This window comes from Pseudorhizobium flavum (genome assembly GCF_044142885.1).
Taxonomy (GTDB): domain Bacteria; phylum Pseudomonadota; class Alphaproteobacteria; order Rhizobiales; family Rhizobiaceae; genus Neorhizobium; species Neorhizobium flavum.
The window spans coordinates 38,187-54,176 of the sequence record NZ_JBIOKZ010000001.1; the positions used below are offsets into that span (position 1 = coordinate 38,187).

General features: G+C 61.2%; 16 protein-coding genes, 1 tRNA gene and 1 pseudogene. 7 read left to right on the forward strand and 11 right to left on the reverse strand.

The genetic code is table 11. The features are described from left to right. Nucleotides 1-93: 93 nt before the first annotated feature. Nucleotides 94-798, reverse strand: a complete 705-nt coding sequence (locus ACEPP2_RS00190) for a GntR family transcriptional regulator (RefSeq protein WP_395515417.1) — start codon at nt 796-798, stop codon at nt 94-96. A 263-nt stretch (nt 799-1,061) separates the two neighbouring features. Between ACEPP2_RS00190 and ACEPP2_RS00195 the strand changes: the two genes are divergently transcribed. The 4 genes from ACEPP2_RS00195 (at nt 1,062) to ACEPP2_RS00210 (ending at nt 4,809) form a co-directional block, all read left to right on the forward strand. Continuing rightward, the gene (locus ACEPP2_RS00195; RefSeq protein WP_172973625.1) at nt 1,062-1,202 is read left to right on the forward strand and encodes a hypothetical protein; all 141 of its coding nucleotides are present in this window, start codon (nt 1,062-1,064) and stop codon (nt 1,200-1,202) included. 528 nt (nt 1,203-1,730) lie between these two features. Next, a complete protein-coding gene (locus ACEPP2_RS00200) occupies nt 1,731-2,450 on the forward strand; it encodes a sugar transferase (protein ID WP_395515418.1) in 720 nt (239 codons plus the stop codon). A gap of 35 nt (nt 2,451-2,485) precedes the next feature. Next, a complete protein-coding gene (locus ACEPP2_RS00205; RefSeq protein ID WP_395515419.1) occupies nt 2,486-3,466 on the forward strand; it encodes a UDP-glucuronic acid decarboxylase family protein in 981 nt (326 codons plus the stop codon). Continuing rightward, nucleotides 3,463-4,809: a UDP-glucose dehydrogenase family protein gene (locus ACEPP2_RS00210; RefSeq protein ID WP_395515420.1), complete on the forward strand. Its 1,347-nt coding sequence runs from the start codon at nt 3,463-3,465 to the stop codon at nt 4,807-4,809. Before ACEPP2_RS00205 ends, ACEPP2_RS00210 begins: the two co-directional genes overlap by 4 nt. Before the next feature lie 90 nt (nt 4,810-4,899). Here ACEPP2_RS00210 and ACEPP2_RS00215 read toward each other — a convergent pair whose 3' ends face one another. Next, nucleotides 4,900-5,610 carry a sugar transferase gene (locus ACEPP2_RS00215; RefSeq protein ID WP_077547967.1) on the reverse strand — a complete coding sequence of 237 codons (711 nt, stop codon included), beginning with the start codon at nt 5,608-5,610 and terminating at the stop codon, nt 4,900-4,902. A gap of 319 nt (nt 5,611-5,929) precedes the next feature. On the opposite strand from ACEPP2_RS00215, the gene pdxA reads away from it, so the two are divergent. Then, the gene (gene pdxA, locus ACEPP2_RS00220) at nt 5,930-6,886 is read left to right on the forward strand and encodes a 4-hydroxythreonine-4-phosphate dehydrogenase PdxA (RefSeq protein ID WP_395515421.1); all 957 of its coding nucleotides are present in this window, start codon (nt 5,930-5,932) and stop codon (nt 6,884-6,886) included. Nucleotides 6,887-6,918: 32 nt separating this feature from the next. Here the strand turns inward: pdxA and ACEPP2_RS00225 are convergent, their stop codons facing one another. The 9 genes and pseudogenes from ACEPP2_RS00225 to ACEPP2_RS00265 form a co-directional block, all read right to left on the reverse strand. Continuing rightward, complete coding sequence (locus ACEPP2_RS00225; RefSeq protein ID WP_395515422.1) at nt 6,919-7,941, reverse strand: four-carbon acid sugar kinase family protein; 1,023 nt, start codon at nt 7,939-7,941, stop codon at nt 6,919-6,921. Between the two features lie 179 nt (nt 7,942-8,120). Then, nucleotides 8,121-8,954: a sulfite exporter TauE/SafE family protein gene (locus tag ACEPP2_RS00230; protein ID WP_395515423.1), complete on the reverse strand. Its 834-nt coding sequence runs from the start codon at nt 8,952-8,954 to the stop codon at nt 8,121-8,123. Between the two features lie 102 nt (nt 8,955-9,056). Then, nucleotides 9,057-9,716 carry a fumarylacetoacetate hydrolase family protein gene (locus ACEPP2_RS00235; protein WP_395515785.1) on the reverse strand — a complete coding sequence of 220 codons (660 nt, stop codon included), beginning with the start codon at nt 9,714-9,716 and terminating at the stop codon, nt 9,057-9,059. Beyond that, a complete protein-coding gene (locus ACEPP2_RS00240; RefSeq protein ID WP_395515424.1) occupies nt 9,613-10,053 on the reverse strand; it encodes an ABC transporter permease subunit in 441 nt (146 codons plus the stop codon). Before ACEPP2_RS00240 ends, ACEPP2_RS00235 begins: the two co-directional genes overlap by 104 nt. A 7-nt stretch (nt 10,054-10,060) precedes the next feature. After that, a pseudogene (locus ACEPP2_RS00245) lies at nt 10,061-10,938 on the reverse strand (branched-chain amino acid ABC transporter permease). A 68-nt stretch (nt 10,939-11,006) separates the two neighbouring features. Continuing rightward, a complete protein-coding gene (locus ACEPP2_RS00250) occupies nt 11,007-12,266 on the reverse strand; it encodes an ABC transporter substrate-binding protein (RefSeq protein ID WP_395515425.1) in 1,260 nt (419 codons plus the stop codon). Nucleotides 12,267-12,340: 74 nt separating this feature from the next. Continuing rightward, nucleotides 12,341-12,946: a glutathione S-transferase family protein gene (locus tag ACEPP2_RS00255; protein ID WP_395515426.1), complete on the reverse strand. Its 606-nt coding sequence runs from the start codon at nt 12,944-12,946 to the stop codon at nt 12,341-12,343. A 2-nt stretch (nt 12,947-12,948) separates the two neighbouring features. Beyond that, nucleotides 12,949-13,629 (reverse strand): SDR family NAD(P)-dependent oxidoreductase, encoded by a 681-nt coding sequence (locus ACEPP2_RS00260; protein ID WP_395515427.1) that lies wholly within the window; start codon nt 13,627-13,629, stop codon nt 12,949-12,951. Between the two features lie 656 nt (nt 13,630-14,285). Continuing rightward, a tRNA-Gln gene (locus ACEPP2_RS00265) sits at nt 14,286-14,360 on the reverse strand. Nucleotides 14,361-14,544: 184 nt separating this feature from the next. Between ACEPP2_RS00265 and ACEPP2_RS00270 the strand changes: the two genes are divergently transcribed. Continuing rightward, nucleotides 14,545-15,453: an MBL fold metallo-hydrolase gene (locus ACEPP2_RS00270; protein ID WP_395515786.1), complete on the forward strand. Its 909-nt coding sequence runs from the start codon at nt 14,545-14,547 to the stop codon at nt 15,451-15,453. Between the two features lie 99 nt (nt 15,454-15,552). After that, on the forward strand, nt 15,553-15,969 hold the full coding sequence (locus tag ACEPP2_RS00275; RefSeq protein WP_395515428.1) for a PRC-barrel domain-containing protein: 417 nt from the start codon (nt 15,553-15,555) through the stop codon (nt 15,967-15,969). Nucleotides 15,970-15,990 lie beyond the last annotated feature (21 nt).

Sequence of the window (15,990 nt, forward strand, 5' to 3'; positions counted from 1 at the left end):
GGCCTTCCGGCAGCAAAGCAATGATCGGATCGGCATGCAGTTCGCCACACCTGAAGTCTGCACTCTATTTGTCGACAAGAAGAATACAACGGATCACAGCGTGATGTCTACCCCGCTGCTGCGGCTGAACAATTTCTGCACCTGCGCAACGATCTGGTCGGCATGGGACCTGCCGAGGCGGTCCGCCGTCTCGACATCACGGGCTTCGATTGCGGCGATGATCAGAGCGTGATCCTCGACGAAACTCTGCGGAAACTGCTCGTCGTAGGACTTGTAGTAGAGACGCAGGATCCGCCGCCCCTCGTCCAGCAACCGCCGGAACAGGCTGGTGAAGTAAAGGTTGCGTCCCGCTTCGGCAATTGCCGCATGGAAGGCGGCGTTGGTGGCGATCATCGCCAAGGCATCGCGCTCGGCGACCGCCGCCGCATATTCCTCATGATGAAGACGGATGGCGGCAATATCTCCGGGTCGATGATTCTGTGCGGCAAGGCGCGTCGTCACCCGGTACATGAGAACGAGCGCATCGAAGAAGGGCCCGAGATTGAGGAAGTCGATATTCGACACCATGGTCGAACGATTGGGCAGCGTCTCGATCAGGCCCTCGCCGGCTAGCCGCACCAGGGCCTCGCGGATCGGGGTGCGCGACATTTGGAAGCGTTCCGCCAACTGAACCTCGTCGATCGGACTGCCGGGCGCGAGCTTCAGGTCGAGAATCTCGTCGCGCAACAGGTCATAGACCATTCTTGCGCCGGAGCCCCTCTTGCGGCCGGGCGGCGGAGGATCAACAGTTTCAGCCATCGGATATCCTTCTTGTCGACATGCAGAATACATCCTTCGACTATCGGAGCAAATCTCGATTGCGATGGGTGCGTCCTGCTTATGGGCCCGGAGCAAGTAAGGCTGAAGAATGATGGCACAGCCCGCATAGTTCGGGGGCACCAGGCCCGTCTCAAAAACGGGACAACCGTTTAGGTTTCCTCAATCATGGAGATGGTTAACCATGGAGATTTACCAGGAGACAACATCATTGCCGGATCATGGCCACACCGAAAGGATGGACGATGTCACGGCGCTTAAGAAACCTCCTCTTTGCTTTCACGCTCTCGCTGTCGATGTGGGCGATCATCCTCTATGCGTCGGTCGCACTTTACGGCGGCATCGTTCCCCAGTTGGACCCGGTAACGACGGCGAGCATCGACTAGCAGGACGCTCCAGTAGCAGCCTCTACTCTTCCAGATGGCGAGATCTGTAGTCTGCGAACACGGGCAGGCAACAATCCCGGCACCTATCGCTCCATCCGGGATGGAGCAGGTGCAATACAAGCGCATGCTTGATGACCGATCCGCACTTCCCATAGAATTCTATTTCATAGCCTCAGCACGCGAAAGCTGGAGATCTTCGAGCAATAATCCCTGCTGCTATGCCTGCTGCGCGAAACAAATCGGCCACAGCAAAAAGGCATCCTCTCCCTCTTTATTGCCTGCCGCGTCACCTCAAGCTGATGTGTCATTACCCGATGCCGAGCCAGGACGTTCCAGTCCCACGCAGCCACCAGAATGGCGAAGGAAGTATTGAGCGGAACTGGCTCGTGCTGAATGCGACCACCAGGGACGGCAGCAAGAGAATTACTTGAATTAACCAGATTAAAGAAACGTGTCGGAGTTCTGTTTGCAATGCAGCGAGGACTAAGTTGGATTAACATTCAGTTAACTCTCCATGAGTGCTGGGTCATGAAAGCCAATACCTCCCTGGGCGTGTCCGTGCCCGTGAGCTTCGAGCACTACGCTGCTGCGAACTCGAATACTGCCCCCCAGGCAATGCCGGCGCCGGTGATCCAGCAGCGTTCGCTGGAGCTTGGCGTGAAGCGTGCCATCGACATCACTCTGTCTCTCGTCGCGCTAGTGGTGCTTCTGCCGCTCCTGCTGGCCGTTGCTCTCCTGATCAAGCTTGAAAGCCCGGGCCCAGTGTTCTTCCGTCAGGCACGGTGGGGGCAAGGCTGCAGGATCATCCACGTCTTCAAGTTCCGCTCCATGCGCCTCGATCAATGCGACGCAACTGGCGTCAGGCAGACTGTTGAGGGCGATCCGAGGATCACCCGCATCGGGCGTTTCATTCGCAAGACCAATATCGACGAGCTGCCGCAACTCTTCAACGTATTGAAGGGCGACATGTCGCTAGTCGGTCCCCGCTGCCACCCACTCGGCATGCTGGCGGCAGGCGTCGCCTACGAGGACCTCGTACCGAATTATCACGACCGTCACGTGATGAAGCCCGGGATCACGGGGCTTGCGCAGGCGAGAGGCCTGCGCGGACCGACCACCCGGCGATCGAAGGCGAAGGCGCGCATAGCGGCCGATCTTCACTACGTCCAGAATTTCAGCCTCTGGCTGGACTTCAAAATCATCTACCGGACCCTACTTTCCGAGATCCGGGGCGGGACAGGCTCCTAGTTCCGGCATCGTCACTTCAGACCCAGGGACGTATCATGAAGAGAATACTGGTCACCGGTGGCGCCGGCTTTCTTGGCGCGCATATCTGCGAGCGGATGCTCGACAGCGGTCACAAGGTCATCTGCCTCGACAATCTCTACACCGGGTCGATGACTAATATCGCCCACCTTTCCGGCAATCCCCGGTTCGAGTTCATCGAGTGGGATGTGTGCGACCCGATTGATATCGCGGTGGACGAGATCTACAACTTTGCCTGCCCCGCTTCTCCGCCCCATTACCAGGCCGATCCGATCCGCACGATGAAGATAAGCTTCCATGGGGCGATCAACATGCTGGACCTGGCGCGAAGGCACGGCGCCAAGGTCATGCAGGCATCCACGTCCGAGATCTACGGCGACCCGCTGGTTCATCCGCAGACGGAAACCTACTGGGGAAATGTGAATTCGACGGGAATCCGTGCATGCTATGATGAGGGCAAACGCGCCGCGGAAACCCTCTTCTACGACTATCATCGACAGCACGGAACCAATATCCGCGTAGTTCGAATCTTCAACACCTATGGGCCCGGCATGAACGCGGGCGACGGCAGGGTGGTATCCAACTTCATCGTCCAGGCCTTGGCGGGCGACGATCTGACCGTCTATGGCGACGGGAGCCAGACAAGATCGTTCTGCTATCGGGATGACCTTGTGGAGGGCATCATCCGGCTGATGAACGCGCCGGACCACGTGACCTTCCCCGTAAACATCGGCAATCCCAACGAATTCACGGTGAAGCAACTCGCCGAGGTCGTCCTCGAGCTTACGCAATCCAAGTCGCGGCTGATCTCGCTTCCCCTGCCCCAGGACGACCCGACCCAGCGCTGCCCGGACATTTCGCGGGCAAAGGAATTTCTTGACTGGGAGCCTTCCGTGCAGTTGAGAGAAGGCGTTCTCAAGACAATCGCATATTTCAGCAATCAGCGTTCCGAGCCATCCCGTCTCGAGACAAGGGCCCGCGTGGAGGCAAATGTATGAAGATCGTTGTAGTCGGATCCGGCTATGTCGGCCTGGTGGCAGGCACGTGCTTCGCCGATATAGGCCACAGCGTGGTTTGCGTCGACAGCGACCAGAAGAAGCTTGAGAAGCTGCGACAGGGTGTGGTGCCGATCTACGAGCCGGGCCTTGATGAACTGGTGGCCAGAAACCATGCGAGCGGCCGTCTCTCCTTCACCGATGATCTTGGGTCTGCGCTCGCGGATGCCCAGGCTGCGTTCATCGCCGTGGGCACGCCGCCGCGCGCCACCGACGGTCACGCTGACATGAAGTATGTCCATGCCGTTGCCCATGCCATTGCGGAGAAGGCAAGCGGAGACCTGGTGGTCGTCAACAAGTCCACCGTGCCGGTCGGCACCGGCGACGAGGTCGAGCGGATCCTCCTGAGCGCGCGCAGACCCTTCAGGTTCTCGGTCGTCTCGAATCCGGAATTTCTTCGTGAGGGCGTGGCGATCGACGATTTCATGCGCCCCGACCGGATCGTCATCGGCAGCGAAAGCGAATGGGCGCGCAAAGTGGTGTCCGGCATCTACGAGGTCGACCGCCTCTCGGGGGCAGCCATCCTCCATACATCGCGCCGCTCCGCCGAGTTGATCAAATATGCGGCCAACGCCTTCCTGGCGATGAAGATCACCTTCATCAACGAGATCTCGGATCTCTGCGAGGCGGTTGGCGGGGACGTGCGTCACGTTGCCCACGGACTGGGACTGGATAGCCGCATCGGTTCGAAGTTCCTCAATGCCGGTCCCGGCTATGGCGGCTCGTGTTTCCCCAAGGACACCCTGGCGATTTCCAAGACCGCCCGCGACCACCGTGTGCAGTTGCACACGATCGAGACGGTCATTCAGGTCAACGACAACCGCAAGCGGGCCATGGCGCTGCGGATCCTCGACGCCTGCGGCGGATCGGTGCGTGGCAAGACCGTCGCCGTCCTCGGCCTCGCCTTCAAGGCCCATACGGACGACATGCGCGATTCCCCTGCCATTCCGATTATCCAGGCGCTGCAGGATTTCGGCGCAAGGGTTCGTGCCCATGATCCGGAAGCCATGGAGAATGCGGCCAAGCTCTTGACCAATGTGACCTTCTGCGAGGACGCACTGGACGCGGCAACGGACGCCGATGCCGTCGTGGTCCTCACCGAATGGCCGGAGTTCAGGGATCTTGATCTCGGGCAGTTGAAGGCGGTGATGGGGGAGCCACTGATGATCGACCTTCGCAACCTGATGTCCGAGGATGCAGTGCTCGAAGCGGGCTTCACCTATTGCTGCGTCGGCAGAAGTCCGGTCGGCCCCCACGGCGACAAACAGCTTCTCGCAGCGGAGTAGCCGACCGCCGCAGCACCTCGCCTTTCGTCGGCCCTGCGCACGGGCCGGCGGATTTTACAGTATCCCCCTCAGCCTCGGGCATTCGCCGGGTCAATGGTCGCCCTTGCCCGTGACGACAATCGCGACTGTCTTCAGGATGATCCGCGCATCCAGCCGCGCAGACATGGTGCGGATGTAGCGGACATCGAGTTGCACGCGCTCCTGATAGCTCAGTGAATTGCGCCCACTGACCTGCCAGAGGCCGGTAAGTCCCGGACGGGTTGTCAGGTAGAGGCGCAGGTTCCTGCCGTATCGCACCGCCTCTTCGTGCACGATCGGCCGAGGCCCGACGATGCTCATGTCGCCGCGCAGAATGTTGATGAGTTGCGGCAACTCGTCCAGGCTGCTTTTGCGCAGAAAGCGGCCCAGCCTGTTCACACGAGGGTCATTGGAAAGCTTTTGAGCGTCAAGCCATTCCTTCTGAGACTTAGGGCAGGTGGACAAGAGCTCCGCCAAGCGGACATCCGCATCGCGAACCATCGTCCGGAACTTCAGGCAGCTGAATGACCTGCCATGCCGGCCGATACGAACCTGGCGATAGAAGATCGGCCGGCCGTCCAGAAAAAGGATCGCAAGCATGATGAGGCAGAAGAGTGGCGCAACGAATATCAGGGCGCCCAGCGCAAACACGACATCGAAAAGACGCTTGACCAAGCCGAGCCTGCGTCGGCTCGGTCCGGACGCTGCCGCGGCTCGGAAATCCTCACGCCCTCCGTCGATCGTTCTTTCGTAGGTTGCGAGGTGACGATGTGCTTCAGACATCGTCTTCATCCAGGAATCCGACTCAAATGATCACGCCTGCACAATGCCAAAGCTGGTCCCCAGCGACATGCTGGTATTGTCAAACGGGCTCTAAAGCAGGAGGTTCCATCCCATGAGCGGTTTCAGCGGGACAATCCCGCGATCTGCGCAGGGCCCTTCACGCCGGTACCTAACCTTGAATCCGTACCGGACTTCGCGCGGAAGCGATTGACGGGTTGAACAAGAATATGCCCTATCCCGGCTGCGGCAGCTGCCCTAACGGCTCCCGCATATGCCCGCCTGCTCTCGACTGGGAAAGCGTCGAGGAACGGAGATACTCATGAGCAACATCATCGGCATCACAATCGGCGACCCCTGCGGCGTCGGTCCGGAAATCTCCGTGCGCGCGCTTGCCGACATGTCGCCTGCAGAACGGCAGAGGACCCGCATCTACGGCAATCTCGCGACACTGGAGGCGGCTCGCGCCGTGCTTGGCATCGACCTCGATCTTTCACCGAATGTCGTGGATCTTCCACTCGAAGGCGCGCCACTTCCCTGGGGGCAACTGAGCTCCGTCGCCGGCGACGCGTCCTTCCGCTTCATCGAAAGGGCCGTTCGCGACGCGCAAGCCGGCGTAATCGGCTGCATCGTCACCGCCCCCATCAACAAGGAGGCGCTGAACAGCGCCGGCCACCACTATGACGGCCATACCGGCATGTTACGCAGTCTCACCGGATCGAAAGCCGCGTACATGCTGCTCGCTTCCGAACGGTTGAAGGTCATTCACGTCTCCACCCATGTCTCGCTGCAGGAGGCGATCCGCCGTGCGACGACGGAGCGGGTGCTCGCGACCATTCGAGCGGGCGACGCCCATCTCAGGCGCGTTGGCTACGCCTCACCCAGGATCGCCGTCGCCGGCATCAACCCGCATTGCGGCGAAAACGGGCTCTTCGGCACGGAGGACGATGATCAGATCGCTCCAGCTGTCGCCGCTGCGCGCGCCGAAGGGATCGACGCTCACGGGCCGATATCGGCTGATACCGTGTTCCACCGCGCCTATTCCGATGCCTTCGACCTGGTCGTCGCCCAGTATCACGACCAGGGACATATCCCGATCAAGCTCGTCGCCTTCGATACCGCAGTGAATGTCTCTGTAGGCCTGCCGATCGATCGAACCTCCGTCGACCACGGCACCGCCTTCGACATTGCCGGCAAGGGCATCGCCAACCACGGCAACATGAACTCCGCCATCGCCTATGCGCGCAAACTGGTGGCCGGTCGCTCCGAGCAAGGCTGATCCTTCTCTCGGGCCGTCACCCCCTCGGCCCCTTACCGGTCACGAAGCTGGGCGGCGATCCTTACAAGGGTGTCGAGGGCCCCAAATCCCCCCGATTTCGTGATGATGCAAAGCCCTTGAGCATGCGCCAAGCCCAATCCTGGGAGACATTCACCGGCCAGGCGGAAGCGGTTTATTCCCATTTCTTCCATGACAGCCTCAGCGGTTGCTCCACCGGTCAGAAGCAGCGTCGACACGGTCTTGCTCACCATCGGCACCACCGCCTTGGCTAGCGCACGCGAAACCTGCAGCGGGTCTGCGGGAAACTCACCTTGAACAGTCTGCACTACGGTAATCATGTCCTTGATCGGTCTAGTCTGTAGAACCTCACCGTTGGGCGCAGCCAGGTAATCGACGTCGAATGCTCCTCGAAGTTCTTCGACCTGGGTAAGGGTGATCGGATCCTGGGAGCCGACCATGAAGAGCGCCGCTCCGCGTGGCAGCTCCGCAAGCCGAGCGGACGCCCGATCTGTCATCGTATCGGCCAACGCCTCCGCTAGCCCACGGGCGCCGACGAGGAGATCGAAGCCTGCAGCGTCTGACCTTACAACCCATTCACAGAGGTCGTCCTGCGCAAGCGTATCGGGCACTGTCGCCCGTTCCATATGCCGGCCAAGGCACTCGCGAATGGAGATTGGGCTTGTGATCCCGAACCCCTGCACCTCTCCGTTTTGAACAATGCGGCCGAAGCTCGGTATCGCCGGCGCGACCAGTGCGGACCTGAAGGGCGTGACGTCGAGTTCTGCTGCAATATGCCCCTTCAGCCGCGAGTCGATCTTCTTGAACAACCGGGTCACAGGCGGAAGCGCACCGAGAGCCGCAGTCGTTCTGGCGCGAGCGACAGCAACGTCCCGTTCGCGGGATCCCAGATTGACCGCAAGCACCGCCGGCCTGGCTTGAAGGGCGTCGGTGATCGCCTCGACCGTCAGAGCGACTTCTACGTGCAGTCCCCTGGCGGCAAAGGGCGCAGAGGCGTCCAATGCACCCGTCAAATCATCGGCAAGGATGGCGAGCAACGAGATCAACTCCAGCTGTTATTCCTGATTGGTGGCCTAGCTCAACCGGAAGTATCGGCTCATTGCAACCGCAAAAGCCGAGCGGCCTGCACCGACAGCACCCGCTCACTGCCACGACGACGATCGGGAACTGACGTCCTTGGCCCCATGTCCAGCCCGAAGTCGGGCCATCCGAACCTCTAGAAGAATATGCGGTAGCTATCGAACAGCATCTTGCTGGACGTGATCGTGAGGAAGACACCGAAGAGGATGCGCAAAGTGCGTGGCTCGATCGAATGTGCGGTGCGAGCACCTAGTGGAGCAAACCACATGCTGGTGACGACGATCGCGATCATCCCTGCGAGGTTCACGTATCCCAGCGAGAACGCGGGCAGGCCGGCCCTGCCCCAGCCATTGAAGATGTAGCCAACCGTCCCGGGCACCGCGATGATCAGTCCGATCACCGATGCGGTGCCGACGGCCCGTCTGACGGGGTAGCTGAAGATGCTCAGGGTGGGAACCGTCAAGGTGCCGCCGCCGATACCCATGAGCGTGGAGATGGTTCCTATGGCTGCCGCCATACCCGCTTGTCCCACACGCCCCGGTAGCCCCTTGACCGGGTGCCATCCTTCACGGGTAAACAGCATGTAGAGCGCCACCACCGCTGCAACGACCCCGAATACGCCAGTTAGCATGGAGCCTGACGCATAGGCGGCAACGACAACGCCAAGAAAAACGCCCAGGGCCACGAATGGGGCCCACAGCTTCAGAAGCTCCGTGTCGACCGCCCCCTTCGCCTTGTGGGCGCGGATGGACTGAACCGATGTGGGAATGATTGTTGCCAGCGATGTACCAACGGCTATGTGCGCGCGCAGGGCCACGTCGACATCGAATGCCGCAAGCACATGGTAGAGGACCGGCACGACGACAATCCCGCCGCCGACACCCAGGAGACCGGCCAGAAAGCCGGACACGCACCCCACCAGACCGAGGACGAGTGCAAACGACGTCAGCAGCATGATCGATGCGGGCATGGCGAGTCCGGAAAATGGGGTGATGGAGGTGCCCGAATGGGCTTTTTGATGGACAGGGCGTGCAAGTACACCCTGTCCCTTTTGATGTGCGCCCGGCCCCGGTCAGCCAACCCGAAAGCGGATTTCGCCTACGCCGGCCACGTAGCCTACCATTTCGTCGCCCTTGACGACCGCGCCAACGCCCGCTGGAGTTCCGGCAAAGATCAGGTCGCCTGCCTTCAGCTCGAACAGGCGTGACAGGTAGGAAATCATCTCGGGGACCTTCCAGATCATCTGGTTGAGGTCGCCGCTCTGGCGCGTCTCGCCATTCACCTTGAGCCAGACCTCCCCTTCCGTCGGATGCCCGACTTTGCTGACAGGATGCAAAGGCCCACAGGGTGCCGATGCCTCGAACGCCTTGCCGGTTTCCCACGGGCGTCCGAGCTTCTTGGCCTCTCCCTGCAGATCGCGGCGCGTCATGTCGAGGCCTACCGCATAGCCATAAACGTGGTCGAGGGCGCTCTCCACCGGGATGTTGATGCCGCCCTTCTGCAGTGCCACGACCAGCTCGATCTCGTGGTGGACGTCGCTGGTTTCCGTCGGATAGGGAAAGTCCTGGCCGAGCGGAACAATGGTGTCCGGGTTCTTCTGGAAGAAGAAAGGCGGCTCCTTGTTGGGATCATGGCCCATCTCGATGGCATGGTCGGCGAAGTTGCGGCCGACGCAGTAGATGCGGTGGATGGGGAAGAGCGCATCGCTTCCCGCGACCGCCAGCGTCGGCACCGGCGCCGGCTTGATGACGTAGTTCTTCAGTTGAGGCATTTCGTTCATTATCGCGCTCCTGCGTAGTATTCGATGCGTTTTTCAAAGTATTCGACTCCGGCGGACAGCAGCATGGCTGAAGAAGCGCCGCCGCATAGCCGCCCATCCCGAACCATGCGGCATGGCCGAAGCTGACGAGACCGGTGTAGCCCATCAGCAAGTTGAGGCCCAATACGGCGATACACAGGGAAACGACCATGGTCGCCGTCGTCAGCGTCAGACCGATCATCGGTAACACGACTGGCAGAAGAACCAACACGACTGCGCTGATGGCAAGGGTTTTTGTTTGTGAGCTCATCAGGTTATCAGCCTTCGAATTTTGCCATGCGTTCGCCCAGCAGCCCGCGCGGGCGCAGCAGCAGGACAAGGAACATCAGGATGTACATCGACGCCTCGGAGGCGGCGGGCAGATACTGGATGGTGATCGACCGCACGACACCGACCAGAACGGCTGCCAGCACCACGCCCCAGAAGGAGCCGAGCCCGCCGATGATCACGACGATGAAGCCGATCGTCAGGATTTCCGCACCCATGGCCGGATGAACCGTCGTGATCGGGGCAAAAGGGCACCGCCCACCGCCGCCAGACCGACGCCGATCATAACCACAGTCGTCATGTACGGCTGGAGGCGGATACCGAGCGCACCCACCATGTCCGGGTTCTGGATCCCGGCCCGGATGACGCGGCCGAAGGACGTGCGGTTCAGGAGCAGCCAGATCGAAGCGAGGATTGCGAGGACCGCGCCGAGCATTACCAGACGGTATTTCGAGAATAGCAGCGGACCGAGCTCCACGCCGCCCTTCAGGCTGGATGGGAGCGTCTGCGACAAGGGTGCCGCACCCCAGATCATCCGGATCGCCTGTTCCGCGACCATCGCCAGCCCGAATGTCACGAGCAGGCTGAGGATGGGATCCTCCCGGTAGAAACGGCGCAGGATGAAGCGTTCGAACAGGATGCCGAGACAGGCAACCAGCAGGGGTGAGGCGATTACGGCAGGAGCAAAACCGAGATGCGGCGTGAGGGTCACCGCGAGGTAGGCGCCGATCGCGTAGAAGCCGCCGTGCGCAAGATTAACGATCCCGCCGACCGAAAAGATCAGGGATAGGCCTAAGGCGATCAGCAGGTAATAGCCTGCGAGAACGAGCCCGTTCACTACCTGCTCGAAGAGGAAGAAGAGTTCCATTTGATTTTCCTGGCAATGGTCCCCCGCCGGAAATGTTTCCCGCGGGGGTGGGGCCGCCGCTTGCGAACTCAGAGTTTGCAGGCGCCGGTGTCTTCCGGATAGATGCTCGTCAGCTTCTCGCCTTCGGCCGGCACGACGGCGCCTAGTTCGAGCATGTCGTAGACGGTCGAATAGCTGCCTTCCGGCTTGACGGAGAACGAGTACGCTTCCTGAACCAGTTGATGGTCGAACTTGCGGAAGTAGGCCGGCCTGTTCTTGAGAATGTCGAACTCCGCTTCCGTCTCGAAGTAGTCGATGATCTTCTCGTTGTCGGTGCCCCCGGTGGCTTCGAAAGCCTTCGCGAGGATGTTTCCGGTGATGTACTCGATCCAGGCATGGTTTTCCGGGATCTGCCCGCCATATGCCGCCTTGTAGTCCTCGACGAACTTCTTGGTTCCGGCGGTGTCGATCGTGTCGAACCATACGGTAGGCCAGACGCCTCCGAAATTGCCCATGCCGGCCGCCCAGGCATCCGCCGTGTTGAGGTTGAAGCCGATGGTTGGAATGGACAGCCCAAATTCCGCGTACTGCTTGAGAAAATTGGTGACCTGGTTACCGCCAAGGTTGAGGCAGACCACGTCCGGCTGGGCCTGGCGGATCTTGAGGATGTTGGCGGAGAAGTCGGTGGCGTCGGTCGGCACCAGGTCATCGCCGACGAGTTCGGCATTGTTGGCGGCGAAGAAGGCCTTTGCTGCCTTCAGAAGATCGTGCCCGAAGACATAGTCGGAGGTCACGGTGAAGAACTTCTTGCCTTCCACCATCCCCTGCTGCTTCAGCGCCGTTCCCACCGCATTGACCATGACGGCATTCGGGATGTCCGTGCAGAACATGTAACGGTTGCATCGATCGGCACGAAGGACGTCGGACCGCGGTCCGGTGGCTATGAATAGCTTCTTGTTGCGGCTTGCCACTTCGGAAATGGCGAGTGCCGAGGCCGACGATATCTCGCCCACCAGTACGTCGACCTTGTCGCGTTCGATCATGCGCTGCGCCTTGGTCGCCGCAGTTTCCGGATTGATGGAGTCCTCGGCAATGATCTGCAGCTTGCGACCATTGACACCACCTGCTTCATTGATCTGATCGACCGAGAGCTTCAGGCCGTTGATAGCGTACTGCCCGAGCGTTCCCAGGAACCCCGTCAGCGGCACCAGGTGCCCCAGCACGATAGGCTGCTCCTGGGCCCGCAGGATCGACGGCGCTGCGAGCCCCGACGCCATGAGCACGCCGGTGCCGACACCGGTCTTCAGGATCTGTCGCCGGGACAGGATGAATTTGCTGGTCTCTTCCATTTTGCTTCCTCCCTATAGCTACATGGATGTCGAAGTATTGCCGCTGCGCGAGCAGCGGCGGGCATAAGCCCTCCTCAGGCCGCCGGGTAGACAGTGGCGCGCATGATCTCCTCCTGGGCGAAGGTGCTCACCCAATCCGCAAGTGCTGGAAATGCTGCCCGCCATTCCTGTTCGGGGTGACGGAAATCGAGATATTCCAGCGCCGCGCCAACGGCGATCGTCCCGATATGCGGAGCCGCCAACTGGGCTATCCGCCCCGAAAAATGATCGAGGCCGGCGCTGATACGCAGACGCTGCGCCGCGATCCATTCAGGCCACCTCAATTCGGCCGGCCGGTTCACCAGTTCGTAGCGAAGGTTGACGGCCGCCTCCATCACGCCATCGGCGATCGACTCAAGGACCTGGATCTCCCATATGTCTGCCGTCTCCGAGCCGTAGAGGCTTGGCCCCGCCCCCCGACGGTCGATGAAGCGACAGATCGCCCGACTGTCGTGGATCGGGCCATCCGGCGTCTTCAGCACCGGGATCTTTGCCAGCGGGTTGATATCCGCGAGGTGGTCGTTCCTGACCACCGGGTCGACGCGCACGATCTCCAAATGGAGTGGAACTTGCCGCTCCATCGCAGCCATCCGCACCTTTCGCGCGAATGGCGAGGCGGGGGAATGGAGAAGCGTCAGCATGATCAGATCAACCCGCCATTCGGCTGGATGATCTGGCCCGAGACCCAGCTCGCGCGGTCGGATGCGAGAAAGGCGACGACAGCGGCCACCTCCTCCGGGCTTCCGACGCGGTTGAACGGGGACATTGCGGCCGACCGGGCGACTGCTGCCTCATCCTTGCCGGCGCGAAAGAGATCGGTATCCACGGGACCCGGTGCCACGCCGTTGACGCGAATGCCCCTGCCGGCGACTTCCTTGGCAAGTGAACGCAGGAGCGCCTCGACGGCAGCCTTGGTGGCCGCATAGGGCCCGACACCGGGCACGGCATGGCGGACCAGCGATGTCGTCAGCGCAATGATGACACCATTGTCCTCGACCCTAGCGGCAGCGGCCTTGAGCACATTGAACGCACCGACGATGTTGGTTTCGACCAGATCGCGCATCCGGTCACTGTCAAAAGTCGCAAGCGGCCCCGGCGGGACATTGATGCCGGCATTGGCGACGACGCAATCCAGCTTGCCGAGCCGTGCCTTTGCCTCGGCGAAGGCGGCCTCGACGCTCGTCGGATCGCGAATGTCCACCACGATTGATCCGTCCTTGCCCGAAGTGGAGGTGGCCTCGACCTTCCACCCTTCGGCGCGCATAGCCTGGACAGTCGCCGCTCCAATTCCGCGTGAGCCACCAACGATCAAAGCCGTCTTCATGCTATCCCTCCCTCATCAGAGCCGGCACACGCAGGATGTCTTTTCGTACATCCGCTGCCTGATGCTCTTGTGGGCTGGAACCTGCGCTTTTTTTCCCGCAGCCGCCAATAGGGATTGCGACCAGGTCTATAAGAAGATCGTATAGGGATAAGTCTCTGTTATAGCTGGGTTCTATACTCGCTGGACCAAGAATGATGTGACCGAACGACCTGCAGTGAAGCCGGCTGGTGATGTCACGCACGCTGTCGCGTACTGCCGCAGTCCAGGGTTCCGCCGAGATAGCGGCGCGTTAGCATGAGGCCATGGAGTGGCGAAGGCAATTTGCAGCCTGAAGGTCGATCGTTGCGTAGAGAAGGACGTATCGAGGCTACGAGGTAGTACCATTCCCAATGGGGTGGGCTAGGAAGGGATCGCTGCTCTTTCCGACACGACGGTCCACGGAGAGCACTGTCTTCGGGTGGCGATCGACAATCATCGGACGCAGCGCGAGGAGCTGGACATCATCGTCCAGGAGAGTCTGCGGCTGGGAGTGCTGCTGGAGCGTCAACGTACTACGATCTAAAGGATTGGGTAACCGGAGTACGCTTGCGAATCTCGATTCCCAGCTAAGCAAGAAGTGCCGGAAAACCTGCATTGTTGGCTTGAAAAGGGAGGCTTGGCTGGGGCGCCTGGATTCGAACCAGGGGATGGCGGTACCAAAAACCGCTGCCTTACCGCTTGGCTACGCCCCACCATGGCAGGCCGCGACGCGTATTGGGTCGCTGGCCGGCGAGTGCGGTTGCTCTAGCAAAGCTTCGCTCCGGCGGCAATCATCCCGGCTGACGTTTTTGAAGATTTCCGCCAGGCGCCCGTGCTAGAGAGAGGCAAAGCAAAATGCCCCAGCGCCAGGGAGAATACATGGCCGAGAACGAGGATCTGCGGCAACCGGAATTCGACCTTGTCTTCCAGCCGGCCCATGGGGAGGCGGTGCCCATGGCCGACAACGTGCAACGCATCACCGTCAACAACCCCTCGCCCTTCACCTTCCACGGCACCAATACCTACATCGTCGGGGACTCCTCGGTCGCGGTGATCGATCCGGGCCCAGAGGACGAGGCGCATTTCCGGGCGCTAATGGCGGCTCTCAAGGGCCGGGAGGTCACGCATATCTTCGTCAGTCATACCCACCGCGATCACTCGCCGCTTTCCCGGCGGCTGAAGCAGGAGACCGGCGCATCGATCATCGCGGAGGGGCCGCACCGGTCTGCGCGGCCCCTCTTTGCGGGTGAGGCCAACCCCTTCGCCGAAAGCGCCGACACGACTTTCGTGCCCGACATCCGGGTCTCCGACGGTGACGCAATCGAAGGCGATGGATGGCGGATGACGGCCATCCACACGCCCGGCCATACCGCCAACCACACCGCCTTCGCGCTCGACGGTACCGGCCTCCTCTTCTCCGCCGACCATGTCATGGCCTGGGCGACCACGATCGTCGCGCCACCGGACGGGTCGATGGCGGGATTCATGGAGTCGCTGGAAAAACTGCTTGCCCGCGACGACCGCCTCTTCCTTCCCGGCCACGGGGGTCCGGTGCGGGAACCGGCATCCTTCCTCAGGGGCTTGCGCGCCCATCGGCGGATGCGCGAGCGGGCGGTTCTCGAGAGGATCAGATCGGGCGACCGGCTGATCCCGGACATGGTGAAGGCGATCTATGCGACAACCGACGCGCGTCTTCATGGCGCTGCCGCACTTTCCGTACTGGCGCATCTGGAAGACCTGGTCGAAAAGGGCCGGGTGACGACGGAAGGACCACCCTCCCTGAAGGGCGCCTACTTCCCCGCTTGAACTCTGCAGGGCCTCCGGGAACATCCGGCGCCAAGCGCCGTTGTCCGCCGTCCGGTGCAGCTGTCCGGCTGCGCCGCCAAGCGAACAGATGAGGCAAGCATGAAGACCACCCTAATCGCGACCGCGACGGCCATTACCCTTTTCTCCGGAGCAGCATTTGCCCAAGCTCCGATCCAGGCACCCATCGTCGTGCTGCCGGATGCTGTCCAGGGGGCGGCGCCCAGCTATCTCTTTGCCGGCCGCATCGACGACCTCGACATCTACGGCGCCGATGGAGAAGAGATCGGCGAGATCGAGGACGTGCTTCTCAACCTGGACGGCACGGTCGCGGCGGTCGCCGTCGAGGTCGGCGGCTTTCTTGGGATCGGCGACAAGGATGTCCTGGTCGACTGGAGCGCGCTGGAGATCACCCGCGAAGGTGACGATATTCGGGTGATGGCCCCCACCCTGACACGCGAGGTTCTCGAAGGCGCAGCCGCTGTCGATCTCGACAAGCTCGGCCTCGGCAGCGACTGAACCGTTGGACGCGGAGGCCGA

Excerpts from the sequence above, each read along its gene's own strand:
- ACEPP2_RS00190 (WP_395515417.1), bottom strand. The coding sequence starts at position 798 with ATGGCTGAAACTGTTGATCCTCCGCCGCCCGGCCGCAAGAGGGGCTCC.
- ACEPP2_RS00195 (WP_172973625.1), top strand. The coding sequence starts at position 1,062 with ATGTCACGGCGCTTAAGAAACCTCCTCTTTGCTTTCACGCTCTCGCTG.
- ACEPP2_RS00200 (WP_395515418.1), top strand. The coding sequence starts at position 1,731 with ATGAAAGCCAATACCTCCCTGGGCGTGTCCGTGCCCGTGAGCTTCGAG.
- ACEPP2_RS00205 (WP_395515419.1), top strand. The coding sequence starts at position 2,486 with ATGAAGAGAATACTGGTCACCGGTGGCGCCGGCTTTCTTGGCGCGCAT.
- ACEPP2_RS00210 (WP_395515420.1), top strand. The coding sequence starts at position 3,463 with ATGAAGATCGTTGTAGTCGGATCCGGCTATGTCGGCCTGGTGGCAGGC.
- ACEPP2_RS00215 (WP_077547967.1), bottom strand. The coding sequence starts at position 5,610 with ATGTCTGAAGCACATCGTCACCTCGCAACCTACGAAAGAACGATCGAC.
- pdxA (WP_395515421.1), top strand. The coding sequence starts at position 5,930 with ATGAGCAACATCATCGGCATCACAATCGGCGACCCCTGCGGCGTCGGT.
- ACEPP2_RS00230 (WP_395515423.1), bottom strand. The coding sequence starts at position 8,954 with ATGCCCGCATCGATCATGCTGCTGACGTCGTTTGCACTCGTCCTCGGT.
- ACEPP2_RS00240 (WP_395515424.1), bottom strand. The coding sequence starts at position 10,053 with ATGAGCTCACAAACAAAAACCCTTGCCATCAGCGCAGTCGTGTTGGTT.
- ACEPP2_RS00250 (WP_395515425.1), bottom strand. The coding sequence starts at position 12,266 with ATGGAAGAGACCAGCAAATTCATCCTGTCCCGGCGACAGATCCTGAAG.
- ACEPP2_RS00255 (WP_395515426.1), bottom strand. The coding sequence starts at position 12,946 with ATGCTGACGCTTCTCCATTCCCCCGCCTCGCCATTCGCGCGAAAGGTG.
- ACEPP2_RS00260 (WP_395515427.1), bottom strand. The coding sequence starts at position 13,629 with ATGAAGACGGCTTTGATCGTTGGTGGCTCACGCGGAATTGGAGCGGCG.
- ACEPP2_RS00275 (WP_395515428.1), top strand. The coding sequence starts at position 15,553 with ATGAAGACCACCCTAATCGCGACCGCGACGGCCATTACCCTTTTCTCC.